Source organism: Duganella rhizosphaerae (genome assembly GCF_040364205.1).
Taxonomy (GTDB): Bacteria; Pseudomonadota; Gammaproteobacteria; order Burkholderiales; family Burkholderiaceae_D; genus Rugamonas; species Rugamonas rhizosphaerae.
The window spans coordinates 15352-40568 of sequence record NZ_BPWK01000014.1; the positions used below are offsets into that span (position 1 = coordinate 15352).

25 protein-coding genes are annotated in these 25217 nt (G+C 61.9%); 17 read left to right on the top strand and 8 right to left on the bottom strand.

Going from position 1 to position 25217, the window contains the following annotated elements:
* Positions 1-6 precede the first annotated feature (6 nt).
* The 7 genes from tssG to RUGAMON1_RS24680 are packed head-to-tail and all read right to left on the bottom strand — an operon-like array spanning position 7 to position 6457.
* Positions 7-1089 carry a type VI secretion system baseplate subunit TssG gene (tssG, locus tag RUGAMON1_RS24650; RefSeq protein ID WP_445232998.1) on the bottom strand — a complete coding sequence of 361 codons (1083 nt, stop codon included), beginning with the start codon at positions 1087-1089 and terminating at the stop codon, positions 7-9.
* Entirely contained in the window at positions 1053-2897 is a 1845-nt protein-coding gene (tssF, locus tag RUGAMON1_RS24655; protein ID WP_445232999.1) for a type VI secretion system baseplate subunit TssF, read from the bottom strand. The genes tssG and tssF overlap by 37 nt, the downstream gene beginning before the upstream one ends.
* Position 2898: 1 nt before the next feature.
* Positions 2899-3390, bottom strand: a complete 492-nt coding sequence (gene tssE / locus RUGAMON1_RS24660) for a type VI secretion system baseplate subunit TssE (protein WP_020702961.1) — start codon at positions 3388-3390, stop codon at positions 2899-2901.
* 26 nt (positions 3391-3416) lie between these two features.
* A complete protein-coding gene (locus RUGAMON1_RS24665; RefSeq protein ID WP_444843881.1) occupies positions 3417-3908 on the bottom strand; it encodes an Hcp family type VI secretion system effector in 492 nt (163 codons plus the stop codon).
* Positions 3909-3942: 34 nt separating this feature from the next.
* Positions 3943-5427 (bottom strand): type VI secretion system contractile sheath large subunit, encoded by a 1485-nt coding sequence (gene tssC, locus RUGAMON1_RS24670; RefSeq protein ID WP_445233000.1) that lies wholly within the window; start codon positions 5425-5427, stop codon positions 3943-3945.
* Positions 5428-5429: 2 nt separating this feature from the next.
* Positions 5430-5933, bottom strand: a complete 504-nt coding sequence (gene tssB / locus RUGAMON1_RS24675) for a type VI secretion system contractile sheath small subunit (RefSeq protein ID WP_116989050.1) — start codon at positions 5931-5933, stop codon at positions 5430-5432.
* Between the two features lie 35 nt (positions 5934-5968).
* A complete protein-coding gene (locus RUGAMON1_RS24680; protein ID WP_445233001.1) occupies positions 5969-6457 on the bottom strand; it encodes a tetratricopeptide repeat protein in 489 nt (162 codons plus the stop codon).
* 383 nt (positions 6458-6840) lie between these two features.
* Here RUGAMON1_RS24680 and tssK point away from each other — a divergent pair, with 383 nt between their 5' ends.
* The 9 genes from tssK to RUGAMON1_RS24725 are packed head-to-tail and all read left to right on the top strand — an operon-like array spanning position 6841 to position 16872.
* Complete coding sequence (gene tssK, locus RUGAMON1_RS24685) at positions 6841-8181, top strand: type VI secretion system baseplate subunit TssK (RefSeq protein WP_445233002.1); 1341 nt, start codon at positions 6841-6843, stop codon at positions 8179-8181.
* A gap of 14 nt (positions 8182-8195) precedes the next feature.
* The gene (gene icmH, locus RUGAMON1_RS24690; RefSeq protein ID WP_445233003.1) at positions 8196-8960 is read left to right on the top strand and encodes a type IVB secretion system protein IcmH/DotU; all 765 of its coding nucleotides are present in this window, start codon (positions 8196-8198) and stop codon (positions 8958-8960) included.
* A complete protein-coding gene (locus RUGAMON1_RS24695; protein ID WP_445233004.1) occupies positions 8960-11881 on the top strand; it encodes a type VI secretion system Vgr family protein in 2922 nt (973 codons plus the stop codon). The genes icmH and RUGAMON1_RS24695 overlap by 1 nt, the downstream gene beginning before the upstream one ends.
* Positions 11882-11890: 9 nt before the next feature.
* Complete coding sequence (locus tag RUGAMON1_RS24700) at positions 11891-13858, top strand: peptidoglycan DD-metalloendopeptidase family protein (RefSeq protein WP_445233005.1); 1968 nt, start codon at positions 11891-11893, stop codon at positions 13856-13858.
* A gap of 3 nt (positions 13859-13861) precedes the next feature.
* Positions 13862-14695 (top strand): hypothetical protein, encoded by an 834-nt coding sequence (locus tag RUGAMON1_RS24705; RefSeq protein WP_445233006.1) that lies wholly within the window; start codon positions 13862-13864, stop codon positions 14693-14695.
* A gap of 51 nt (positions 14696-14746) precedes the next feature.
* Positions 14747-14881 (top strand): hypothetical protein, encoded by a 135-nt coding sequence (locus tag RUGAMON1_RS24710; protein ID WP_445233007.1) that lies wholly within the window; start codon positions 14747-14749, stop codon positions 14879-14881.
* Positions 14882-14939: 58 nt separating this feature from the next.
* Complete coding sequence (locus RUGAMON1_RS24715; RefSeq protein WP_445233008.1) at positions 14940-15485, top strand: hypothetical protein; 546 nt, start codon at positions 14940-14942, stop codon at positions 15483-15485.
* Positions 15482-16018 carry a hypothetical protein gene (locus tag RUGAMON1_RS24720; protein ID WP_445233009.1) on the top strand — a complete coding sequence of 179 codons (537 nt, stop codon included), beginning with the start codon at positions 15482-15484 and terminating at the stop codon, positions 16016-16018. Before RUGAMON1_RS24715 ends, RUGAMON1_RS24720 begins: the two co-directional genes overlap by 4 nt.
* Complete coding sequence (locus RUGAMON1_RS24725) at positions 16015-16872, top strand: hypothetical protein (protein ID WP_445233010.1); 858 nt, start codon at positions 16015-16017, stop codon at positions 16870-16872. The genes RUGAMON1_RS24720 and RUGAMON1_RS24725 overlap by 4 nt, the downstream gene beginning before the upstream one ends.
* A gap of 16 nt (positions 16873-16888) precedes the next feature.
* On the opposite strand, the gene RUGAMON1_RS24730 is transcribed toward RUGAMON1_RS24725, so the two are convergent.
* Positions 16889-17386: an SgcJ/EcaC family oxidoreductase gene (locus RUGAMON1_RS24730; RefSeq protein WP_445233011.1), complete on the bottom strand. Its 498-nt coding sequence runs from the start codon at positions 17384-17386 to the stop codon at positions 16889-16891.
* A gap of 140 nt (positions 17387-17526) precedes the next feature.
* Here RUGAMON1_RS24730 and RUGAMON1_RS24735 point away from each other — a divergent pair, with 140 nt between their 5' ends.
* The 8 genes from RUGAMON1_RS24735 (at position 17527) to RUGAMON1_RS24770 (ending at position 25130) form a co-directional block, all read left to right on the top strand.
* Positions 17527-18303 (top strand): response regulator transcription factor, encoded by a 777-nt coding sequence (locus RUGAMON1_RS24735; RefSeq protein ID WP_445233012.1) that lies wholly within the window; start codon positions 17527-17529, stop codon positions 18301-18303.
* Entirely contained in the window at positions 18300-20141 is a 1842-nt protein-coding gene (locus tag RUGAMON1_RS24740) for a hybrid sensor histidine kinase/response regulator (RefSeq protein WP_445233013.1), read from the top strand. The genes RUGAMON1_RS24735 and RUGAMON1_RS24740 overlap by 4 nt, the downstream gene beginning before the upstream one ends.
* Positions 20138-20608, top strand: coding sequence for a response regulator (locus RUGAMON1_RS24745; RefSeq protein WP_445233014.1), 471 nt, complete (start codon positions 20138-20140; stop codon positions 20606-20608). The genes RUGAMON1_RS24740 and RUGAMON1_RS24745 overlap by 4 nt, the downstream gene beginning before the upstream one ends.
* Positions 20609-20719: 111 nt before the next feature.
* Positions 20720-21349, top strand: a complete 630-nt coding sequence (locus RUGAMON1_RS24750; RefSeq protein ID WP_445233015.1) for a PEP-CTERM sorting domain-containing protein — start codon at positions 20720-20722, stop codon at positions 21347-21349.
* 382 nt (positions 21350-21731) lie between these two features.
* The gene (locus RUGAMON1_RS24755) at positions 21732-22076 is read left to right on the top strand and encodes a hypothetical protein (RefSeq protein WP_445233016.1); all 345 of its coding nucleotides are present in this window, start codon (positions 21732-21734) and stop codon (positions 22074-22076) included.
* 79 nt (positions 22077-22155) lie between these two features.
* Positions 22156-22671 carry a hypothetical protein gene (locus RUGAMON1_RS24760; RefSeq protein ID WP_445233017.1) on the top strand — a complete coding sequence of 172 codons (516 nt, stop codon included), beginning with the start codon at positions 22156-22158 and terminating at the stop codon, positions 22669-22671.
* 2 nt (positions 22672-22673) lie between these two features.
* Positions 22674-23663: an endonuclease/exonuclease/phosphatase family protein gene (locus RUGAMON1_RS24765; protein ID WP_445233018.1), complete on the top strand. Its 990-nt coding sequence runs from the start codon at positions 22674-22676 to the stop codon at positions 23661-23663.
* Positions 23664-23666: 3 nt separating this feature from the next.
* Entirely contained in the window at positions 23667-25130 is a 1464-nt protein-coding gene (locus tag RUGAMON1_RS24770) for a hypothetical protein (protein WP_445233019.1), read from the top strand.
* Positions 25131-25217: the final 87 nt, after the last annotated feature.

Below are 25217 nucleotides of genomic sequence, written 5' to 3' on the forward strand. Positions count from 1 at the left end.
TATTTTTTATACTGTATGAATCTCATAGCGCACATCGGCGCGGTCTTGCGTCTGGACGTCGGTGACAAGGAAGCTGTCCCACCCCAGGCGTCCGCCGACGCGATCATCTTCCAGCCGCGCCCCCTGCACGTCGGCAGCGCGCAGCACCAGCTGCACCTCGTACTCCAGCGAGAGGCCGGTAAACATGGTCAACATGCTTTCCAGAGCTTTCGCCGCTTTACCGCCGGGCAGGAAGGATTCGTAGCCTTCCAGGTCCAGCGGGCCTATCACCAACCGCAGTCGCAGGTCGCGCTGCCACACGCGCGAGCCGGCCATTGCGCCCGCGCCCAGCATGGCGTTACCCAGGCCAAGCACTGTTTGCTGCTCTTGCGGCACGTCGTACCAGCAGCCGATGAACTGTTCGGCCTTGATCTTCTGGTTGAAGTACTCCGACAGCACCTTCGCAATCTGCACCGCCGATGCAGGACGCTGGCGCATGGCGGTGGCGAAGTAGCCGATCGACTCATCGAGCACGCCGTCGCCGTGGTCCGACAGGCGCCGGCGCAGCGACTCGTTGCCCATGCCGGCCAGCGACAGCAGCAAGGGCAGGAAGGTATCCTTGCCGTCGACCTGGTACTTCAGCTCCAGCCGGTACTTGCGCCAGGCCTCGTAGAACAGGGCCAGCGCGCGATTGGAGAAGGTATCCAGGAAGGCGCGCGGGCCGTCGTCCTTTTCGTACAGCGCGTGCGCCGCGATGCGTTCCGTGTAATGCGCAGGCAGCGTGCCGCTGCTGCCCAGGAAGCCCATGAAGGCCGGGGTGATGCGGATGTACTTCAGCTGCGTCGATTGCAGCGCCTCCGCCAGCGCGCGGGCGTCGGTCGGCACCTCGCGTGGCTCCGGCTGCATCGCTTCCAGCTGGCTGGCCGGGAAATTGAGCGAGGTCGAATTCTGGAAGCGCAGGTAGTTGGCGACCGCGCCCTCGCCCGGCGCGCCATGGCGCTTGAGCCACAGCTCCAGCATGCGCACAGCCTGGAAATACTCGAACCGGTACGGCTGCGCGAACAGCCGCTCGATTACAGCAGGCTCAAATCGCCGCTTCGTGGCGTGCATCGCAACAGCTCCTCTCCAGTTTTATTCGATACGATCACCAGTTGGGTGAAGCTGTTGGCGTGCACGTACAGGCCGAGGAAGCGTTCGATGATGTGGGCGAACGCGTGGATGCCGCTACCGACGAAGGCTTCCTCGTCGATGGTCAGGCGCACCTCGATGCCGCGCACCAGGCAGGCGAACGGGTTCCCGGGCAGCCAGGTGTTGGCCGCCTTGTGCGAGACCGCCAGGATGCCGCCGATCTGCCGCTGCGACGACGGTGAACGCGGCAGGTCGTACAGCGTCAGCATCTCGCGGAAGGCATCCAGGCCGCCGTCCGACAGCGACAAATGGTTCAGCGACAGGTGTGAAATCAGGCGCCAGTGCGCGCCGCGTCCACGCTCGAAGCGGTGCGAGGACGTCGGCTTGCGCAGGAAGCTGATGGCGCGCACGCTGGATCCGCCTTCCAGAAACAGGTCGCCGCCGCGCTGGCCGTAACTCAGCGAGGCCGGCAAGTCGCGATTGGTGCAGCTCAGTTCCAGGCTAAGGGTGTCGGTTTCCACCTCGGCCGGATCGAAATCGATGTCGACGATGGAAATCTGCGTTTCGTAGCCGGGGCTTTTCTCGGCGATGATGTCGTCGCGCCGCATGACCCAGTAGTGGCCATTCTTTTCCGGCGTCTGGCCGTGGCGCAGCGAGTAGAACGGCCGGAACTCCAGCACCGATTCGCCTTGCGGCGTTTGCCGCACCAGCTTCACGGAATCGATGGACTGCACCTCGTACGCGAACGCGCGGCGCGCATCGGCCAGCACCGGATAGCTGGCGGTGGTGTGGGTCAGGCGTATCGGCTCGCCGCGCTGGCGGAACAGGTTGACCACCGGCGTGCAGCCCAGCAGAACGTTGTTGATGTTCAGCGTGCCGAGCATGCGGGCGGTGTTGGAATCGGTGCGCATGCCGGACAAGGCCAGATGCAGCGTGACCGACTTGCAACCGACAGGCAGCACACCGGCCAGCGCGTGCAGGTCGATGTCGAAGAAATTGAACTTCTCCGGGAAGCAGAAATACTCGGTCAGCAGGCGATAGGCCGCGTGCGAACGGGCCGAAAAATCGATCAGCGATTCTTCCTCGTCAAAGCCGGCCGGAGACACCGGAATTTTGTGCAGAGGTATCCAGCGGCCATTACCGTCCGCTTCCGCATAGGCGCACACCCCGCGCATGAACAGCGCATCGCGCAGCGCGGCACAGAAGGACGGCTCGCCGTCGATGAACACGCGCAGCTTGGACAGCCCAAGCTGCGGCACCGCGACCTGGGCCGAGGTGCTGGAAATGGTCAGGCTGATGCTGGACGTGGCATTGGGTGGCGTGCGCGTCGCCTCCGGCGCATCGATGATGGCGGCGAAGGCCGCATGCGTCAGCGCCAGCGGCGCGACCGTCACCGGATACGCGGTGCGGAAAGTGCACACGGCGCCGCGCACCGGGCGCGTAGTCAGCTGCGTGCCGCGCGGGATCTCGCTGGCGGTGGTGAGCTGCGCCGCGGCGCCGCTGAAGTCCATGCGCGCGATCGAGCACGATGGAAACGGCCGCAGGTAATGCGGATACAGCACCTCGAACAGTGCTTCGGTAAATTCCGGATAGTCGTCGTCGAGCCGTTTGGCGATGCGCGAATTGAGCAGCGCGAACGATTCGATCATGCGTTCGATGTGCGGATCTTCGCACACCTCGCCGCCGATCAACAGCCGGCCGGCGATCTTGGGGTAGCGTTCGGAGAATTCGCGCGAATAGCGGCGCAGGAATCCCAGCTCCCTTTCGTAATACGGTAATAATTGGTCCAACTCAGGCTCCCGATTGCGCCACGCGGCGCGCCTTGCTTATGGTGTAGTGCAGGCTGGACGGCTGCAACACAGCGTCAAAATTGACCGGTTCATGGGCCGAACTCACCACCAGCAACGCCGTGATGGCGAAGTTGAGGCGGTTGATGGAGTCAGCGCGCAGTTCGAGCGAAGCCTGCACATTGCGCAGGCGCGGCTCGTGGCGCGCGATGGCTTTTTCAAGACATCGGCAAATAAAAGCACGATCGTCGGTGCTCGACAGCGACAAGCCGGCAAAGTCATTCAAGCCGTATGTCACGATCGAGCGTCCGCATTCGGGATACCGCTTCAGCAGCTCTTCCGGGATCACGGTGCGCGTGTTGAGGAGCGCTTCCAGATCGCGCGCGACCGAGTCCTTCAAGTCCTCGATCGACAAACGCGATACCGTGCCGCTGGAGGCGCCGTTGACTGGCATATCCATCAGCCGGTCAAACAGTCCCGGCGTAAAACCCTTCATCGGTATCCCATCAAACAGTCAGTCGATTACGCGGTCTTGTTAGCCGACAGATCCCAGCCACCCGACGTGTTACCGCCCGAACCGCCGCCAACTTTTTGTTGGGTGTACTTCCACTTCACTTTCGAATACTTGATCGCGACGTCTTCAGTCAGGATGTTGCCCTGCTTGACGGTTGGTGCGACGCTGCTGATCAGAACATTTTCCAGTTCGATTTCGAAGTACTTGATACGCTCGCCATTGCCGTCGGCGCGCAGGAATTCCAGCTTAGCCTTAGGAATGGTTTTGCCCGACGAGCAGGTTTGCAGCAGCAGAGGAGTAGCCAGGTCGGCCAGCTTCGAGACAACGATGTCCTTGTGCTCGGTGCGTTCGGCAGTGTGGCCGCCGCCGGTCGATGCGGTAGCCGACTTAGGCTGCAGCACTTCCCATTGCACGGTCGAGACCTCAATCCAGTCCTTGTGGGTAGAATCGGCGGATTCGCCTTTGATACCGTCGATTTGCAGATAAACGTCGATTGCCATTGTTATTCCTTTCGGTTGTTAAAGTAAGTACTGCTTAGTTCTTGGTCGATGCAGGGAGCTCCGCGACCAAACGGAGTGAAACGGACAGCTCGTCGAGCTGGAAGTGCGGACGCAGGAACGACACGGCGCGGTAGACGCCTGGACGGCCCGGCACTTCGGATACCTGTACGGATGCTTCGCGCAGCGGGAACTGGGCCTTCTGTTCCTGGCTGGCGTTATCGTCCAGCAGCACGTACTGGGTCAGCCAGCGGTTCAGGAAGTCTTCCACGTTCGAGGCGGCGGCGAAGCTGCCGATTTTGTCGCGCATCATCGCCTTCATGTAGTGGGCGATGCGCGAGACGGCGAAGATGTATTGCAGCTGCGCCGACAGCACGGCGTTGGCGTTGGCGGCCTCGCTGGCGTACTTGCGGGCCTTCTGCGCCGATTGCGCGCCGAAGAAGGCGGCGTAGTCGGTGTTCTTGCAGTGGACCAGCGAGATGAAACCGAGGTCGCTCAGTTCTTTTTCGCGGCGGTCGGTGATGGCGATTTCGGTCGGGCACTTGAGCGCCACTTCACCTTCGTCGGTCTTGAAGGTGTGGGTCGGCAGGTCTTCCACCAGGCCGCCGCCTTCCACGCCGCGGATCGCCGCGCACCAGCCGTAGTCCTCGAAGGCTGCGGTCAGCTTGGTGCCGAAGGCGTAGGCGGCGTTACACCACAGGTATTTCTGGTGATCGGTGCCGTCGACATCCTCGACGAAGTTGAAGCCTTCGGTGGTGGCGCCATCGGCCGGGTTGAACGGCAGGCGGCCCAGGAAGCGCGGCAAGGTCAGGCCGACGTAGCGCGAGTCTTCCGATTCGCGGAACGACTTCCACTTCGCGTATTCGACGGTGTCGAACACCTTGGACAGGTCGCGCGGCTTACCCAGGTCGCTGTAGCTTTCCAGGCCGAACAGCTCCGGCGACGCGGCCGAAATGAACGGCGCGTGCGCGGCGGCGGCCACGTGCGACATCTGCTCGATGAAGTACATGTCTTCCGGCTGGCGGGTGATCTCGTAGTCGCCCAGCAGCGCGCCGAACGGCGCACCGCCGAAGGTGCCGAATTCTTCTTCGTAGACCTTCTTGAACATGGTGCTCTGGTCGAACTCCAGCGCGGACTGGAAGTCCTTGACCAATTCCTTCTTGGTCGCGTTGAGCATCTTGATCTTCAGGTTCTGGCCGGTGGCGGTGTTGCGCACCAGGTAGTTCAAGCCGGTCCAGCTGCTTTCCAGCTTCTGGAATTCCGGCGCGTGCATCACGGCCGACAGCTGCGCCGAAATCATGCGGTCCAGTTCCGCGACGCGGGCGTCGATGGTGGCGGCCAGGTTGTCGGAAACGACCACGGTGCCGTCCATGACCTGGTTCACCAGTTCGGAAATCAAATCCTTGGCGCGCGCATGCTCGGCGCTGGATTTGGCGACCTTGCTCTGCTCGACGATCTGGTCGAGCAAAGCCATTTCAGTGGCGGCGGCGGGCGCGCCGCCTGGAGTCAGTTGAGCGGACATGATCAGGCTTTCGTGGTTTGCTGGCCCAGTTCGGCCAATTTCTCGGTGCTGTTCAAGACGTCGTTGAGGATGTCTTCCAGCTTGTCGTTACCGGCCAGCTTGTTGCGCAGGTCGGCCAGCTTGGTGCGCGCCTCGAGCAGCTTGCGCAGCGGTTCCACCTGCTGCACCACGGCTTCGGGACGGAAGTCGTCCATCGACTTGAATTTCAGGTCGACCGCGAACTGGCCGGCTTCGTCGCTCAGCTCATTCGATACGCGATAGGCGGCGCGCGGTTCGACCGCTTTCAGCACCTCGTCGAAGTTATCGCGGTCGATGCCGACAAAGCTGCGGTCCTTCAGGCGCTTTTGCTCGACTTCCGAATTGCCGCCGAAATCGCCGACCACGCCCATCACGAAAGGCAGTTCCTTGTTTTCGATGGCGTCGCCGATTTCAACGTCATAGGTCATCTGGACCCGTGGCGGACGAATTTTCTGCAATTTTTTCTGGACACTTGTATTTTTAGACATGGGATTCCCCTATCGTTGGGTTGAATTCAGAATGCTTACTTCAATGCGTTGAACGGATTGGCGCTCGAATCTTCTTCGGCCTTGTGCTTGCCCTTTTTTCCCTTGGCGTTGGCATTGGCGTTGCGCGCCGGCGTAGTCGCCGCCGGTGTTGGTTGCGGCGGCACCAGCACGGTCTCCCCCAGGCTTTCGCGCAGCAACTTGGCCAGGTCCTGCGACTCGGTGCGCAGCGATCCGGACAAATTGTTCTGGCGGCTCAAGTCCGACAGCGCGCGCGTCGATAAACGCAAGCCGCTGATGGCGATGATGCTGTTGGCCAGGCGGTCGTTCGGATCGCGCACCAGCACTTCCTGTGCGTTGACGATAGCGTCGCCATACTGGCCGGCTTCATAACGGGTCTGTGCAATATTGGTCCACGGCGTCTTGTCGGCCGGATAGGCTACTGCAGCCTCTTTCCATAATGTAATGGCTTGTTCCTTCTGTCCCGATCCGCTGGCCTGGCTGGCTTTGGCCAGCATATCTTCCATGCTCGGCAGGGCGGGTTTCTGAACGACCGGGGCGGTCATACAAGCGGTGAGCGATGCGGCGCAGACAGCGGCGCCAATGAAACGACCGATGCGGCCAAAGGAAATAACGGTATTCATGCTGTCCTCAAACTAAATATCAAAAAAGAATGCTTAATCACTAATTTCTCCAACAGGCGCCACGTTATCAGAAATTTATTATTGACCGCGTTCAATTGAATTTTTGGTTGGGAAGGGGAACTTTTTAGTGCCGCCAAGGTCCGAGTTGCCTATTTTTTAAGCTGCGCACGATAGAAACCAAACGGGCGCGGCGATTGGACAAGAAATGTTATTGTTCTGCTACTTAACAAATGGCATCAATGCGCCACACTCTCAAGGACGCACGCATGAGCAGCAAAATTCTATGGGGCGAAGGCTTATTCCTGCGCCCGCAGCACTTCCAGCAACAGGACCAGTATCACGAGCAGCGCCTGCATCAGAGCATGCTGGCGTTGCACCCCTACGCCTGGGGTGTGAACCAGCTGCAGATCGACCGCGACGCCCTGGCCAACAACACCTTGCGCGTGCTGGAGTTGTCGCTGCGCTTCCAGGACGGTGAGCTGTACAGCGCTCCCGGCGAAGATGAACTGCCCGATTCCGTGGACCTGAGCCAGATGCTGCAATCGCAGCAGAGCGTGACCTTCTACGCCGCCCTGCCCTCGTTCAAGCCTTTCGGCGGCAATTTCGGCGACGCCGCCAACGGCGGCAACGCGGTGCGCTTCCTGCAATCGAACCGCGACACGCCGGACCTGTACACCCAGGCCGCGTCGGCGCAACTGAGCTATCTAAAGAAAACCGTACGCCTGGTGTCGGAGTTCGAGCCGCGCGATTCGTACACCCATTTCCCGCTGCTGCGCCTGCGCCGCGCGGCCACCGGCGGCTTCGAGCTGGACGCCGCGTTTGTCGCGCCCAGCCTGTCGATCCGCAGCTCGCCGCTGCTGTTCCTGCAACTGCGCCGCCTGATCGACGCGCTGCAGGCGAAGGTGAGCGCGCTGTATGGCCACCACCGCGAACCAAGCAAACATGTGATCGAATTCCGCTCCGGCGACATGTCCTCTTTCTGGCTGCTGCACACGGCCAGTTCGGCGTTTGCCTCGCTGTCGCACTACTTCCATCATCCGACGCTGCATCCGGAGCGGCTGTACGAACAGCTGCTGTCGCTGGCCGGCGCGCTGATGACCTTCTCGAAAAGCTGGAACCTGGCCGACCTGCCGCCGTACCAGCACACCGATCCCGGCCCAGGCTTCGCCCAGCTGCACCAGATCATCCGCGAACTGCTCGACACGGTGATCTCGTCGAAGTACTTCGCCATCGCGCTCAAGGAAGTCAAGCCTTCGTACCACCACGGCATGCTGGATTCGCAGAAGATCGACGACAAGACCACGTTCTACATCGCCGTCTCGGCCGACCTGCCGGCCAGCGAACTGGTGGACATCGTGCCGCTGCGCTTCAAGATCGGCGCACCGGACGACGTCGAAAAATTCGTGCTGTCGGCCATGCCGGGCGTGCGCCTGACCCATTCGCCGCAAGTGCCGGCCGCGGTGCCGGTGCGTCCGGACGCCTGCTACTTCGCGCTCGAAGCCAAGGGCCAGATGTACGAGCGCATGCTGCAAGCCCAATCGATTTCCATTTACGTCCCCGGCGGCATGCACGACCTGAAGCTGGACCTGGTGGCCGTTACTTCCTGAACTGAGGACCAAACATGAATAGCGTTACCGCACCTTCCCTGATGGGCGCCGGCGCCCCGCCGAGCGCCGCCAGCGCCCCGCAAACCTTGCTCGACCTGATGTACGACGGCTTCTACGCGCTGTTCATGCTCAAGAACGGCAATGGCCCTGCGGACGACGGCGAATTCGCCCGCAAGATGACGGCCTTCCTCGACGACTTCGGCCGCGGCGCGAAAAAACACAACGCGTCGCCGGACGATATCGACAACGCCAAATATGCCTTCTGCGCGGCGGTCGACGAGATCATCCTGCGTTCCAGCTTCACCATCCGCGACGCCTGGGAGCGCCGCCCGCTGCAACTGGTGCTGTTCGGCGACCAGCTGGCCGGCGAGAACTTCTACAACCGCCTGGAGAACCTGCGCGCACGCGGCAGCGCCCACATGCAGGCGCTGGAGGTGTTCCATATGTGCCTGCTGCTGGGCTTCCAGGGCAAGTACATCCTCGAAGGCTCGGAAAAGCTGAACTACCTGACCTCGCGCCTGGGCGACGAAATCGCCCACATGAAGGGCAAGCGCGGCGGCTTCGCGCCGCATGCCGAGCGCCCGGACCAGATCAAGCACAAGCTGCGCAGCGACCTGCCGGTGTGGGTGCTGTGCTCCGTGTTTGGATTGATCTGCGTGCTGGGCTACATCGGCCTGCGCACTTCGCTGGACCACAATGCCGCAAACCGCATGAATGCGTATAACGACGTGGTCAAAATGGCGCCGCGCGCCGCCAACCTGACGATCACACTGCCCTGATGGACCTGCTGTCACAAATTCCCTCGGCGCTCGGCCTGTTCGGCACGGGCCTGAGTCAACACGCGCGCCTGATCACGCTGGCCAGCGCCCAGGATTCGGGCCTGCCCGAATCGCTGATGGCCGAACATTTCAGCGGCCGCGAAGGCGTCAACGAACTGTATGCGTTCGAAGTGGACGCGCTGAGCGTCTCGACCGATCTGGATCTGACCATCTTCATCGGCGAAGAGCTGACCGTCACGCTGCTGCAGCCGGACGGAAGCAAACGCGCATGGCACGGCATCTGCACCGAAGCCGCGTGGCTGGGGGCGGACGGCGGCGTGGCGCGCTATCGCTTGCAGCTGGAGCCCGCGCTGGCCCTGCTGCGGCTGCGCCGCGACAGCTATATTTTCCAGGACAAGAACGCCCAGGACATCGTCACCGAACTGCTGGCCGACTATCCGCAGCTACGCTTTGAATTCGACGTCACGCAAACGCTGGAGCCGCGCGCGATCTGCACCCAGTACCGCGAAAGCGACCTCGAATTCTTCACCCGCCTGCTGGCTTCGGAAGGCCTGAGCTGGCGCTTCGAGCACGACCAGGCCGACGATGACAGCAAGGACGGCCAGGCCAGGCACAAGCTGGTCATCTTCGACAGCAAGGCGCGCGCACCGGATACGCCGGGCGACGCCGAGATCCGCTTCCACGGCGTGCGCGCCACCGACACCGACGACGCCATCGACCAGTTCTCCGCGCGGCGCCAGGTGCAGGCCAACGCCATCACCATCAGCAGCTGGGATCCGGCGCAGTTGCTGGCGCCATCGGCCGAACAGGCGTCCAGCCTCGATGCCGGCGAGTTGCCGGTGCTGGCCGTGTACGACGGCAGCGGCGAGCGCATCGCCAGCGGCGCCGACAACGGCGTCGCCACCGATCCGCACAGCCAGTTGATGCTGCAAGCGCTGGAACTGGAGAACAAGGTCTTCGAAGGCAAAGGCGCGGTGCGCCGCCTGGCTGCGGGCCACGGCTTCCAGCTGACGCAGCACGAACGCTACGCCGACGGCGACAACCGCTTCATGGTGCTGTGGGTGCGCCACGAAGCGCGCAACAACATCCAGTCGCAGATCAAGACGGCCGCCTCGTTGATCGGCGGCGCCATCGAGAACGGCACCTACCGCAACAGCTTCGGCTGCGTGCGCGACAGCGTGGCCGTGGTGCCCCGCGCCACCGCCGCGCCGCACGCCAGCACCGCGCTGGGGCCGCAGACGGCGACGGTGGTCGGCCTGGCCAGCGCGGTCGCCACCACGGATCGCGACCACCAGGTCAAGATTCAGTTCAGCTGGCAGCGCGGACAAGGCGCCAACGCCGGCGGCATGGGACACAACACCGACAGCAAGGGTAACGCACCCGGCGACGAAAGCTCCGGCACCTGGGTGCGCGTGGCGGAAGCGCTGGCCGGCCCAAACTGGGGCACGCAATTCACGCCGCGCATCGGCACCGAGGTGCTGGTCGACTTCATCGAAGGCGATATGGACCGGCCGATGGTGGTGGCGCAGCTGTACACCGGTTCCGACTTGCCGCCGTTTTCGGCGGGCGTGGATTCGGGCGCCAATCACGCGGGCACGCTGTCCGGTATCCACAGCCACAACTTCGACGGCGGCGGCTACAACCAATGGCAGCTGGACGACACGCCCGGCCAGGTTCGCACGCGTCTGGCCACCAGCAGCGCCGCCACGCAGCTGAACCTGGGCTACCTGATCCAGCAAGACCCCTCCTCCGCCCAACGGGGCGCCTATCGCGGCAGCGGCTTCGAACTGCGCACCGACGCCTGGGCCACGGTGCGCGGCGCCGAGGGTGTGCTGCTGACCACCAGCGCGCGCGCAGCACAGGGCAGCAGCGTCAGGTCGACGCAGATGGATGCGGACGAGGCGCTCGGTTCATTGAAATCGTCGATGGAACTGGCGGAGCGGCTCAGCGAGGCGGCCACGCAGCAGCAGGCCTTGTCCAGCAAGCCGGCCGCGGAAGCGCACAAGGATTTCATCGCGCAGCTCGATCCCAAGGACAAGGGCAAACATGCCGGCGCGGTCAACGGCCAGCAGGCCAGCAAGGCGAAAGATGGCGCGCGCGATCTGGACGCGGCCAGGCCGGTGGAAAAATTCGGCGCCCCGCTGGTGCTGATGGACGCGCCATCCAGCATCAACTGGGCCACGCCGGCATCGACCGTGCTGTTCGCGGGCCAGCAACTGCATTGGGTATCGCAGGGCGACGTGCAGATGACGGCCGCATACACGGTATCGTCGGTGGCGGCCAATGCGGTGAGCTACTTCTCGCACGCGGGCGGCATCCAGGCCATCGCCGGCAACGGCCCGGTGTCTTTGGAGGCGCACACCGACCAGCTGGAAATTTTGGCCGACAAGTCGATCACCGTCATCTCGGTCAACGACAGCATCGAGATCAAGGCCAACCAGAAGATCGTGCTGCAAGCGGGCCAGTCGTCGATCACGCTGGAAGGCGGCGACATCACGTTCACCTGCCCTGGCAACTTCACCGTCAAGGGTGGCAAGCACGTATTTGAAGCAGGCGCGTCGAAAGCGGCGGTGCTGCCGAACCAGCCCACACTGCTTAGTACCTTCCAGAAAATGCCAGCCGAAGTGGCTGGCCCGCACGAAATTACAATCATGGGTTTCAGCGCCGAAGGACTGGCACTGAAAGACGCCCTGGTGACATTCTACGACAAGAAGAACAATGAGCTGATCGCCAAGCGCACCTTGCCGGACAGCGGCGCCGCGCCGGTGCTGACGGCGCCAAAGAACCAGGAATACCGCGCGCTGGTCGGCTACGAAGGCTGGTCCGCCGAATTCGAGGAGGTCGGCGATCATGATGAAGACGAAGAGTCGTCGTTCGAGCCGGGTGAGCTGGACGAAGATCGCGACACCGAACACCTTTAGAGATCCAATATGGAACAATACACCGTAGCCAAGCACGATACTTTATGGAAGATCGCCCGGGAACACGGCGTGACGGTCCAGGCCCTGGCCTCGGCCAACCATCTGAAAGGCAAGCAACTGCACCTGATCCACGAGGGGCAGCTGCTGCTGATACCGGGGGCCGATGGCGCCGCCACGCCGGATACGCAGGTGAAGCTGAAATTTCGAGGCCTGGACTTCAAAGGCGTTACGCCCAAGCGCGTCAAGGTGGCCTATGACGGTCGTGAGGAGGAGCATGCGCTCAACGGCAACTCGCTCTCGCTGGGCATACTGGACCATGCGCGCGGGCTGAAGGTCTGGGTCGAGGATCTGTGCAAGAAGATGGAACCGGTGCTGGACCTTCAGATCCTGCCGATCGGCCAATGGAATCTGCACCTGGACTCGCGCCAGGTCAAAGTCGATGGCGCCTTGCAGAACAAACGCGGCACGGCTACCTCAAGCGCCGACGCGGTCAAGCAAAGCACCACCAACAACGCCCAACTGGCGAAGGGCCAGACCGCGCAAGAGCAAACCCGCGTGGAAGCAGGCAAGCCGGTTCAAGGCGTGGCGACCATCTACACCGAAGCCAATCTGCGGCTTCAGCCAGGCAATGAACCCTTCCGCCGCTATCTGATCGACGCCGCCAAGGCTCACGCCCTGACGCCGCAGTCGCTGGCGGCCATGATCCACGCGGAAGCCGCCAAAGTAGAAGGCGTTTGGCAGGAAAAATCGAACCAGTCTTCGCCTGGCAAGGCGCAAGGCCTGGCGCAGTTTTTCGGCGCGGCCTGGAAGGACGTGTATGCCGATGACAGTTCGCTGCTGTACAAAGATGGCCAGAAGTGGAGCGAAACGCAGCTGCTGGCCAAGCGCCTGGAAGCACGCTACGCCATCGATGCCGCCGCCACCTACGCCAAGCTGAATCTGAAGAACTTCGCAAAGAAAACCAAGTTCAATGTCGACGGCTTGCCGCCCGAGGACAAGGCCAAGCTGGCCTATCTTCTGCATCACGAGGGCTTGAAAGGCGCGCTGCGTCTGGTCGGCATCGGCGATCAGCTGTCACGGGATGATGCGCAGGATCTGCTGGAGCAGCAACTGGGTACCTCCAAGGCCAGCAAAAAAAAGATGGCCGAGCTGCTGGAGCAATATAATGACGATCCGCGAGCGGCTTACAAGGGATGGCTATTGGGCTATACGGACGCCAAAATCAACGTCAACAACTTTGTGGTACAGGATAAGGAAAAGTTCCTGAAGCCGCCGCGTACGGCGGCAGCCATCTTGTCGGCGCTGGCATCGCAACCAATGCCGGCTGCGCCGAAACCGAAGGCTACAGCACCGGCCGCGACCAAGAAGGCGCCGGCAGTCACGCAGCCGCCGGCGACCAAACAGGAGCCGGCGACAACGACTGGCGCCAATGCGGGCAATGGCGCAAAATGGCATGATCCGCTGGCCACTTGCACACTGCGCACTGCCCACCTCGCCAGCAAGACCGGCGCCAAGTTCGGCTGGACGCGTGAGGGCGGCAAACGCTGCCATCAGGGCATCGACCTGCTTGCCGATCCCGGCACGAAGATTTTCGCTGTGGCCAATGGCGTCGTCCATACCAGCAAGGCGCCAAACGCCAGCTATGCGTATGGAAATACACTGGTGCTGGAAGTAGGCATCGACGACCTGCCGCCGGCACAAGCGGCAGCCTTCCGCAAGGTCAATCCGGGCGCCAAGACCATCGGCTTCTTTTACGCCCACCTCAGCGAGATGCCGGAGAAGAACAAGACCAAGGTCTACGCCGGCGATCCGATCGGAAAATCGGGATGCAGCGGCAATGCGAAAGACATGAAGTCCATTGCGCTGGGCGCCCACCTGCATTTCGAAGTCCGGAAAGACGCGCTCAAAAAATGCGGAGGCCTCGACAACCGTGTCGATCCGCTGTTGTTCATTCAAAATTGCACCAACAATCCATAGACCATGAAGAAATTACTGCTTTGCCTGCCCTTGATCATCAGCTCCGCGCTCCTGCCGGCGTGCGCCCAGGATGCGCGCGCGCCCGTCAAGACGCAAAATTGCACCAGCACTCCTTGCGGCAACACCGCAACCGGCGAAGATCCGCAGGAACAGCGGCTGCGTGAAGGGGCCGCGCGTTCGAACGAGATACGCGAGGGGGACGACGACCAGCGCCGTTGGGCCTCGATCCGTCTGAATTCGGATTCGACCAAGCCGGAACGGCTCAAGATGCCGGTTGTGAAAGCGGCCGGACTGGAAATGCGTCTTGATCCGAAGCTGGGGCAGCTGAGCTTCAGCAAGGCTGGCCTGCAGCATACGTTCGGAATCGCGTCTCCGCTCGGGGACAAGAGTTCCGTCTGCCCTGAATATTCGATCCAGATCGTCGAGGCCTCCGCCGCGCACGCTTTGGTACGGATGGCGTGCCTGCAAGCGGAAACCGCGCCGGGCCGGTATCACATGGGAGTCGACTACTACCTGTACGATGCCGAGACGGCCCAGATGCGCAACATCTGGCGCGCAGCCGTCACCGACAAGAACGCCCGCATGCCGGATGCCAAGCCAGTACCTTCGTTGAAGCTCATTCCAAACGGCTACCGCTTTGACTGGTCCGGCATACAGCCCTCCGACAACAAGCCATCCAAGACCGTGCTACACAACAGCTACATCCGCAGCACCGAGAAATCGGGAGCGAAGGTACTGCTGTGCACCGACCTCAACGCTCCGAAGGGGCAAGGCGTGGAAGACGAAATGTGCGAAGGCGGCATCCTGCCGCTCGTTCCCGCGAAAACCGCCAAGTAGCATATGCCAATGCACATTCTGAGGTAGCCAGCGTTAGCTAAACCGCTCCTCATGAACCAAGCCATTCCCGGCGATACGGTCATGCTGCCGACCGATATGGAACGGCAGCAGATTTTTTTGAGTCATGAGACCTCGCTTCCGCCATCGGAGTATCAGACCGCCGCAACCTCGGCCTCCGTTCAATGACCGAAACAGGGCAATGGATCGGCGGCACTGGTGGAAGACCTGCCTGTGCCAGCGGAAAATGAAACGAAATCTTTGTGTCTTGCGCTTACGCTACACCACCATGCCTGGAATACTCGGTCTATTTCTAGTTTCAATTATTTTACTCGGCGCGTGCTCCGACAGGACGCCGATAGTCTCCAATGACGTGGCCGGACTACGCGCGATCGTCAATATCGACATGCCAATCAAGTCCGGCCGCTGGGAAATCTTCGCGACGCCCGAAGATACAGGCATGCTGCCAAGCTCTAACGACTTCACGACCCTGGTGGCGGAATTGCAGCTGTCCGATAAGTCTGCATTCAGCGAATACAAGGAGGCCACAGGTGCCACCTACATCGCTCCAGCGGCTGCAAGGCCCTGGCTGAACAAAGCGTTCCGTACCATGCTGGAACAGAACCAGAACGCAAGTGCCGACCTTTCCAGCAAATACGACTGCCGAAAATACGCGACCACGATCACAAAATCGGCGAGGCCTGTAGAAGGATTTATTTGCGCCGGGCCAGAGCGGACGCTGCTGTATTTAACGCTATCAATTAACGAGAATCCCGAAGAAGTCAAGAAATGAAAACGCTCGTCGCATATTGCGCCCTGGTCCTCACGCTGGCTTTGACGCCTCCCGCCCACGCCGACGTCGCCTCCAGCCAACAAGGCCTGCACCAGTGGCCGGCCTTGAAAGGCAAGCTGGTCATGGTGGCTGGCACGGTCAGAGACGTGTTGCGCTACAAGCGCAGCATGACCTTCTATTTTGAAGCCAAGCCCGGCGAAGACTGGATCCACGTCCCCATCGTGAAATCGCGGGATGACCAACAGGAAACCTGGTTCAACGTCTCCCACGGCGAAACCACCATGATCGACGGTTTCGTGGCTGCGCGCGGCAACGAGGTCTACCTGATCGAAGCGGCCGTGAGCGAATCGCCGGCCGGCATCAAAGCCACCTGGTACAAGCTGACCGCCAACGATCCCGCCTACCCCGACGGCCCGTTCTACCTGCTCAAGCCAGTCGGCCAAAAATTTTACCCTGATGGCAAGGACCTGACAGTCGAGTGGGTGTTGAAGAAAGAGGCCGCCGTCAAACCTGAAAGCCGGGTCAAACGATGAAGCGATTGATACTGACAATCGCCCTTTGCGCGCAGCAGGCCTTTGCGACGCCAACGGAAGACCAGGCAGCCGCCTGGCTGGACAAAGCCGAAATGATCGATACCGTTTACTCGGAAAACATCACCAAGGACAGCGTGCTGGCGCTGCTGCTGTTGCGCATGCCATCCAAGCTGCCCCGCTCCACCGGCTACTGCGGGGCCGGCCTGGAAGACCACGCGGTGCTGATGCTGCACAAGAACGGCAAGCTGAACTATGTGGATTCCTTCCTGCTGCAAAGCTGCCTCACCTCTCTCACGCTGGAAACCGAATTCCCCAATGACCTGAAGAAGTCGGTCAAGTTCGACGGTCCCGGGCGCGGAATCAGTTTCAAGTGGCTGAACGGGCCGGACGACAAGCGCCACATGCTCAGCGTCAGCAACAAACGTTTTCTGTTCCAGACGCTGCCCGACGATGGCGAAAAGCCAAGCTCCTGCACGGCGACGAACAAGGCCATGCTACGCAAGCAACTGCTCAAATCGCCCGCGCCTGACGACGCCTGGAGCCTGACCGAGCTGCTGCTATGCGGCGCCAAAACGCCGGGCAACGTCGCCTACCTGGGCGATCACACCCCGAAGAAAATCACCACCAAGAGCAGCGACACCGGCAGCGAGGAGCAGGTCTCGACCGTCGCCGTCAACGCCGCACTGCTCGAATCCCTGCTCGGTGCGGGCGAGGCCAGCGATGCCGAGATGCGCGTATCCGGCGACGAAGTCGTGCTCCAGTACTGGCCCAACGAAGCCTGCGTCAACGGCCGCACGCTGCGCTACAACAAAGGACAGTGGCGCATCGTCGCCATCGACGACGCCTGCGACTGATGCGCCACCGCGCCGCTTACTTGGCCACGGCTTCAGGCATCGCCGACGAATGGTGGTTCAGGATCTTCCACGCGCCGTCCACCTTCTTGTAGACATAGGTGTAGCGCGCATGCACCTGTTGCGGCTTGCCGTCCTTGGTCACATTGAAGGTGTAGACGCCGGTGTCCAGCGCCGCGTCCGCACCGAGCAGGCGGATCTGGCGATAGTTGATGATGCCGGCCGGCTTCATCTTCAGGAACTTGACGAAGTAATCCTTGATCCCCGCCGGCGTCGACCGCACCTCGTTCGACACGGTCGGTTCCAGCACGCCGTCCGGCGCATACAGGCGCGTCACCTGCTCGGCATCGCCAGTGGCCAGCGCCGCGTTCCAACGGTCGAACAGGCCGGCGATTTCCGCCTCGCGGGCATCGGCCGGCGCGGCCGCCACTTCCAGATAGACTTTCGGTGAGTGCGTCGCGTCGGCATGGGCCAGGCTGCTTGCGGCCAGCGCCAGGGTGATGAGAATTCGTTTCATAATCAGCTCCAGTGGTTGAGTCGGCGAGCGCGGTATTGGCCGCCGATGCAATCAGTATCGCGTGGCCTCGGGTACAAAAAATCTGCCGCCCGGGGGTATTCGCGTATGCCGAGTGGCATATAATTCCCAGAAACCGCCATATGCCGCCCATGCCCAACGACACCGCCCTCCCCACTGCCCGCGCCGCGCGCAGCCGCTACCGCCAGATCGAAAGCAGCGTCGCCCGCTGGCGCCTGCTGACCGACGCCGCCGGCGTATTGGCCAGCGATGGCGCGCGTCCCGGCGCACTTGCCACCATCCTGTCCAAGATGCTGGCCTTCCTGTCGCTCGACGACGGCCTGCTGATGACCACCCAGGACGATGGCCTGCAAGTCTGCGCCAGCCAGGGCCAGACGCTGCCGGTAGGCGCCCGCCTCGGCCACGCGGCCACCCTGCAGGCCGCCTTGCAACCCGGCCCGCAGCCGCCGCTGGTGCGGCAGGACGTGATCAGCGCTCTGCGCATAGGCCGCGAACAAAAGACCGGGCTCGAAGTGCTGGTGCCCCTGTGCCTGGACAGCAAAAATCGCGGCATCCTCGCCCTGCTCGGCCCGCAACACGCGCCGCCGCCCAGCGCCGATGACCTGGCCACGCTGCAAGCAGTGGCGACGCTGCTGGCAGCCGCCCTGTCCACGCCGCGCCAGAGCGCGCCACGCGTGGCCGCACCGGACGCGGCAGCCGCGCTCAAGTTGCTAACCCCGCGCGAGCTGGAAGTGTTCGCGCTGCTGCCCAGCGGCTGGACCAACGCCGCCATGGGCGAGCATCTGGGCATCGCCGCTGGCACCGTCAAGGTCCACGTTGAACGCATCCTGCACAAGCTGGACCTGCATGACCGCACCCAGGCGGCCGTGCGCGCCGCCGATTTCGGACTCGGCGTATGAACCGCTTGCTTCACCCGCGTCACTGGTCGCTGGGCGTCAAGGGCGGCGTCATCATCGCGGCCTCGCTGGCGCTGCTGCTGGGTTCGGCCGCGACCAGCTACACGCTGGAACGCAGCACCGCCGCCGCCACCGCCGACATGCTGCGCACCATGCAGGTCCAGGCCGACATCCAGCGCCTGCACACGCAGATCGCCGAAGCGGCCACCGGCGTGCGCGGCTACCTGCTGACGGGGCGCGACGACTTCCTCACGCCCTACCGCGTCGCCAGCCAGCAACTGCCGGCCACCATGGCCCGCTTGCAGGAAACCGTGAGCGATCCCGAGCAGCGCCGCCGCCTGGAGAACGTGCGGCCGCTGCTGCAAAACAAACTGGACAGCCTGGAAGTGCTGCGCGGCCAGCGCAACGCCAGCAGCGTCGAACTGCAACAGCATTTGCTGGCCAGCAAACAGGTGCTCGACCAGCTGCGCGCGGAAATCGGCGCCATGAACTTGCACGAAACCGAGCTGGTCGCGCAGCGCACGCTGGCCTTGCAGCAGGCATCGAACCGCAACCTGTGGATGACCATCGCCGTCATCGCCGCCGGCCTGACCGGTGCGCTGGCGACGCTGACCTTCACCTTCGGCCTGGTGCGCCGGGTGCGCCTCGCGGCCGAGAATGCCGAACGCCTGAACAGCGACCTGCCGCTCAAGCCGACGCTGGCCACCACCGACGAGCTGGGCCAGTTGTCCGACCGGCTGCACCAGGCCAGCGTGCTGCTGGCCGGCCGCGCCTCGGCGGCGCAGGCGGCCAGCCAGGCCAAGACCGAATTCCTGGCCCGCACCAGCCACGAACTGCGCACACCTCTGAACGCCATCCTCGGCTACGCCCAGCTGTTGGAAAGCGGACTAAGCGACCAGCGCGACCATGAACACGCGGTGCAGATCCGCCAGGCCGGCCAGCATCTGCTGTCGTTGATTGACGAAGTGCTGGACATCGGCCGCATCGAAGCGGGCAAGCTGACGCTCGATTGCACGCCCGTGGCGCTGGCGCCGCTGCTGAACGAAGCGATCACCCTGCTGCGGCCACTGGCGCAGCAGCGCTCGGTGCGGCTGCACCATGACGACATCGGTGCGCTGGCCGTGATGGCGGACCGCCAGCGCCTGCTGCAAGTGCTGCTCAATGTGGTGTCCAACGGCATCAAGTACGGCGCCGCCGGCGGCCAGGTCGGCATCGTCTGCGCAATGGAAGGCGGCGCCGTCGCCATCCACATCGACGACAACGGCCCCGGCATTCCCGCCGCGATGGAAGCGCGGCTGTTCACGCCCTTCGACCGCCTCGGCATCGAGCGCGGCAAGACCGAAGGCGCCGGCCTGGGCCTGGCCGTGTCGAAGAGCTTGATGCAAGCCATGCACGGCGATATCCGCCACCAGCCCGGCCCCGGCACCCGCTTCACGCTGACGCTGCCCGCCGCCACTGCGCCCACGTCCGGCACCGCGAGCGGCCCGGCGCCAAGCCAGGCGCAAGTCGCGCCGGCCGTCGCGGCCACCCACGGCATGGTCTGCATCGACGACGACGCCGCCACCCGCACCCTGATCGCCACGCTGATGCTGCGCCGTCCGCACTGGCGCGTGGCCACCGTCGCTGATACCGCTGACGGCATCGCGCTGGCCGCCCAGTGGCAGCCCGACCTGCTGCTGGTCGCCAGCGGCCAGGCCAGCGCCGAGCTGCGCGCCTCGGGCAGCGCGCTCGTGCTGCTGGGCGCCGCACCGCATGCGGACGCGCCGCAGCGCCACCTGGCCAAGCCGCTCAACGTGCCGGCATTCTTCGCCCTGTTGGACCTGATGGAGCAAACCCGATGATGGAAAACGAAGTGCTGGCCTCCCGCATCCTGATCATCGACGACCAGCTCGCCAACCTGCGGCTGCTGGAAGACCTGTTCATCGGCGAGGGCCTGACCCACGTGGTCGGCACCACCGACGCCAAGACCGCGCTCGACCTCTACACCGCCTTCGATCCCGACCTGATCGTGCTGGACCTGATGATGCCGGACCTGGACGGCTACGCGGTGCTGGAACGGCTCAAGCGGCGCGGCGATCCCTACGATTTCCGCCCGGTGCTGGTGATCACCGCCGACGCCACTGCCGAAGCCAAGCGCCGCTCGCTGGCCCTGGGCGCCAAGGACTTCCTGACCAAGCCCTTCGACACGCTGGAAGCGATGCTGCGCGTATGGAACCTGCTGGAAACGCGGGTGCTGTACAAACGCCTGCAAGCACTGGCGCCGAAGGAGGACCTGGCCCCGCAAAGCTACCGCAGCCGGCGAGACTGAGCCGCCGCCGCCGAAAATATTTTATTTGTTTTGAAACCTTTTGCCAGTTGTCCGGAATACACGGCTTGCGGGTTCAGGCCCGCCTCCCACAACCCGATACGGACAACCGACATGAAAACACTGCTACTGAAGGCCATCACCATCGCCAGCATCGCCGCCGCTGCCAACGCCCACGCCGTCACCGACCCGGCCGCCGACTTCCTCGCGGGCTACACCGGCAGCCACACCGCAGCGTTCGACGTGCTGTCGGCCGATGTCGGCTACAACGCCGCCACCAACGAATTCGTGTTCCGCACCACCGCCGCCGGCTCCATCGCCGGCGTGGCCGGAGCAGCCTATGTGTTCGGGCTGGATGTGGGCGGCTCGACCAACGCGCCTTTCGCCTCGGTCGGCTTGCCGGGCGTGACCTTCAACTCGGTTGTGACACTGCGCTCAGACGGCACCGGCAGCCTCGGCGCCAACGCACTGAGCACCCACATCATCGGCAACGAAATTTTCTCGACCGTATCGGCCTCGCTGCTGCCATCGAAAGGTCTGGCGTTCAAGGACTACACCTGGACCGTGTGGTCGATCGACAGCCGTGTCGCCGGCCTGGGCCGCCTGGCCGACTTCGCGCCGGACGCCAACATCAAGGTCAGCGCCGTACCGGAGCCTGCCACCTACGGCATGCTGGCCGCCGGCCTGGGCTTGCTGGGGATGCTCGCCCGCCGCCGCGCGCGTGCCGCCGCAAGCGGTTCCTAAGCGGCGTCGTATCTCTCGATTCATCACGCCGGCGCCATCGCCTCCGGGTACCCTTCGTGGGGCACGGAGAGGCGCGGTGTCTGGCTAATTCCCCGTAGTGCATAGAGACCAGGAACTGGATGCATCATGCAACCCTAGCGCAAGCTTTCGTCCCTGCCCCGGTCTTGTATGCGCTCTCTCTGCATGATTGCCTCCGACCACAATTTAGGCCCAGTGACCTTTTTGCATGCGCCAACAGCCCTATGGCCTTTATAATAGTTTCAACGGTAAAATATTTTTCGCCGAAAAGCGAAGGTGAACCAGCTACCCCATTTAATTGATCCATACCAGTCATTTGCTCTCGTAAACGATGCCGCCACTTCTCAAGATTCGCCGCGATCAAATGAGTATATTGAGCCAGCGCGCGATGGACCGCCTGGTGGCCGAACTTAGCGTGCACTTGTGCGAATACTTTCCAGACGCGGTGGCGCTTTACCAGTCACCCGAGCGGGAGCAGCTGATCCGGCAAGCGCTGACAAGGGCAAACACACTCGGCCTGCGCGCACGCCAGGACCTCTACCGCTTCATTAACCTGCACGCGTTTCTCGGCTGGGAATTTCTCGACCTTGCCGAGTCGGCATGGATGCGCGCCTGGCTGGCGAATCCCACCCGCGGCGCGCCCGGCGCTCGCCTGCTCAGTCTTCAGCAACAAATAGTCTTCAATATGGAAAGGCAGGCGCGCGCGTGACTACGATGCATGAGCCGCGCGCCACCGGCCCCGGCAGATCCTCACCAACATCATTTGGCTACTACAGGGAGAACCAGTCATGCCCGTCGATTCCCAAGCCCTGCGTGCCGCGGACGCGCAAGCATCTCGCCAGAATCCACAGGGCAATGCGATGGAAGATGTGCAGCCCTGCCCCCAGCAAAAACCGCCGCGCAAGATCACCATTTATTTGACGGGGCGCGACGGCGCTTATGCGGACGTGCCGTTTGAGCTGGCAGTGGACGACCGCACTATCAGCGCGCCCGGCGCTCGCACGCCGCCCGATGGAAAAATCGAATACGAGGTTGCCGATGGCAGCAGCAAAGGCGAGCTGCGGGTGTGGTTTGATGAGCATGCTCAACCAGAGGTATATCCGCTCGTCCTCAAAGAGTTGGAGCCAGCTTCCGGGAGCGTTGGACTGGCCGAGCGCGTCCGCGCGCGCGGCGTGCATCCAGGGCCGGACGGCAAGCTGAGCGAAGTGCATGTCCGCGAACTTGAGCGCTTGCTGGGATTGCCGGAGACAGGGGCGCCTGACGGCGCATGGCAGGCGGCCGTGACCAGCCTGCATGGAAGTTAGGGATGGCCGTTGTCAACATTCTTTCATGGAACATCAAGGACCTGAACGAGGCTCAGATCCTTGATGTGAACTTTATCGCCCTTGTGGCGAAGGTGATTCAGGTACAAAATGCCCATTTGGTGAGCATCCTGGAAACCAAATCCGACAAAGGGCTGGATCTTCGCACAAAACTGTGTGCCAAGCTGGGTAAGAACTGGGATTCGATCCACAGCGACAAGAGCGCACTCCATAGTAATAAACCTGAGAACTATGTATTCCTTTGGGATACAACCGTAGTGAAAAAGGGAAGCGCAGCCAAGTTTAAGTTTCCGGATGCACAAAACCCACGCGTCGGCTTTCCCAATATGCATACCTCCAAAAAGAGCCCTTCGCGGTTTCCATTCATGGGCGAGTTCAAGGTAGCAAACACGACGTTTACCTGTGTCGTGTTCCATACGACGTTCACTGCCGTCCATATAGTCGAAGCGAATCAGAATCTGGCTCAGATCAATGAAGTGAAAACCGATACTAACGTCATCATTATGGGTGACTTCAACGATCACCCTACGCTGGGAAAGTCACGCAGCTACAAGGGGAAGTCCAGTTTTCTGGATTTAACGACCACTCTCAATTTCAAATCTCACATCAACGCCAAGACCAGCTTGTGCCAAGCCTACCTGCCCAGCTGGACTAGCACGGCAGACTGTCGCGCAAGCGAATATGACAATTTTTTCCTCAAGTCGGCGGGCGACTTTAGCAACCCAACAGCAACCGTGGTCGACCTGGTGAGTGATTTACAACATCCAAATTATCTGAGCCAACTGGGAAAAGCCCTGTTCAATAGCTGGGCAAAACGCGAGAATGTGACAAAAGCAAAGACGAAGCCCGGCTGGACCGCGATCAAGGAATACGGCAAGTTGGAAAAAATCGCCACGCTGGAAGATGCGCATGAAGTCCATTGGGTCGCTGTCAGCGATCATCTGCCGATTCACCTCAAGCTAACGGTGAAATAAACTATGTCGCAATCCTCGATATTCTCTTTTGACCTCGCCTCGGCTGCGCACTATTTGTTCTGGCTGAAGCCAAGTTCGAATCAACAGATCGGCATCAGTTCGTTCCTAGAGCTTTGGGACGCGCTCGGGTCGAAAATCTTTACCGTGCGTGAATTTGAAAGGGAGGGAATCGACACATACGATGATCTACCGCATAAGGAGACAGGACCGCTGGATATGACCCTCATCATTGATGTATGGGGTAAACAGCCATGCGTGCACCTGACGGCGCAATTCCACAATGGCAGCAAAACAGTCGGCTTCGCATGTACCTTGGATTATTCCCAGGTGCCGTCCGATCTCAAGCACAACAACCTCTTTCAGTATTGGCGAACTAGCTTTTCGGGCAAGGTGGGAATGGAAAATCTCTTTGACGACATCTATGATCGGATAGTCGACGAGAGCGAGCCGGTTGGGATCGATTCGGTCATCGTGGGAGCGCGCCATACGGAAGAAGCCAACAAGATATATAAGCTGAGCGACTCCAAACAGTTCTATGACATCGAGCAAATCGATGTGACGCTTAGCTGTGTAGCCAAGCAATCCCAGCTGGCGTTGAACCTCCCCTTCCTGCCCATGAATAACTGGGATATCTCGTATCTCACCACCGCGCCCGGTCCGCTGCGCGAGGATAGCGCGTTGCGCACCTATCTCAATGCGACGGTTGAATTTGGCGGCGCAGATTTCGATATCTCGGGCGAATTTCCGTACGAGACGATAGAAGCGTTGATCGCGGAAAAAGTGGCGGCGGCAACCGTCGGGTCCTCGCGTCGCGTGGCGCCAAGCGTGGTCCCGAGCGTTCTCGTGAAAACGCTTGCGCAGGCCATGGATGCGAAGAGCAGTCAGATATTGGACGGCCTGACCTGGGCCCTGACCGACCTGACATTGCGCTTCGACCGGAACGACAAAACCGTCACCATTGAAGGCCGTTCTCTGCCGGAGACGGAATGGGGTGAAAGCCTCACTACCGAGGAAATATCGATGTACCTGGATTGCACATACGTGCCGGCCAAGGACACCATTCCAGCCACGATTCGGAGCGCGACTGTTGAAGGAATTTTCGCCACGACCATTAATCCACAGACATCCTGGTTTGAGGCGGCGTTCCGTTGGAGTGGAAATGATCCGTGCGGGTCGCTGCGACTCGCACGGGAGTCCGATCCGTCTTTAGACAACGTCACGAACTTTCGGGATTTAATTTTGAAACTGCCGAAATTTCAACAGTCAGTCACCGCCGTGTATTTGGACCAGCCGAACTACATCAACAAGCCCGAGCAGCGGGGCGGGAACTATCATTCATGGCCGGACAAATTCCGACCTGCGGACGATCAATCGAGCGGGTCGGGTACAAGCGGCGAGCAAGGCGGAAAAGTAGAACCCACGTCGCCAAAGGCCGGACCAAATGACGGCGATATAAACGGACAATAGCAACCAGCATATCCCTTCATCTTACCAGTCACTGCCACGGCGCCCTGGCAACCATGCCGGCGCCGTCCGAATATAACGCAGGCTTAC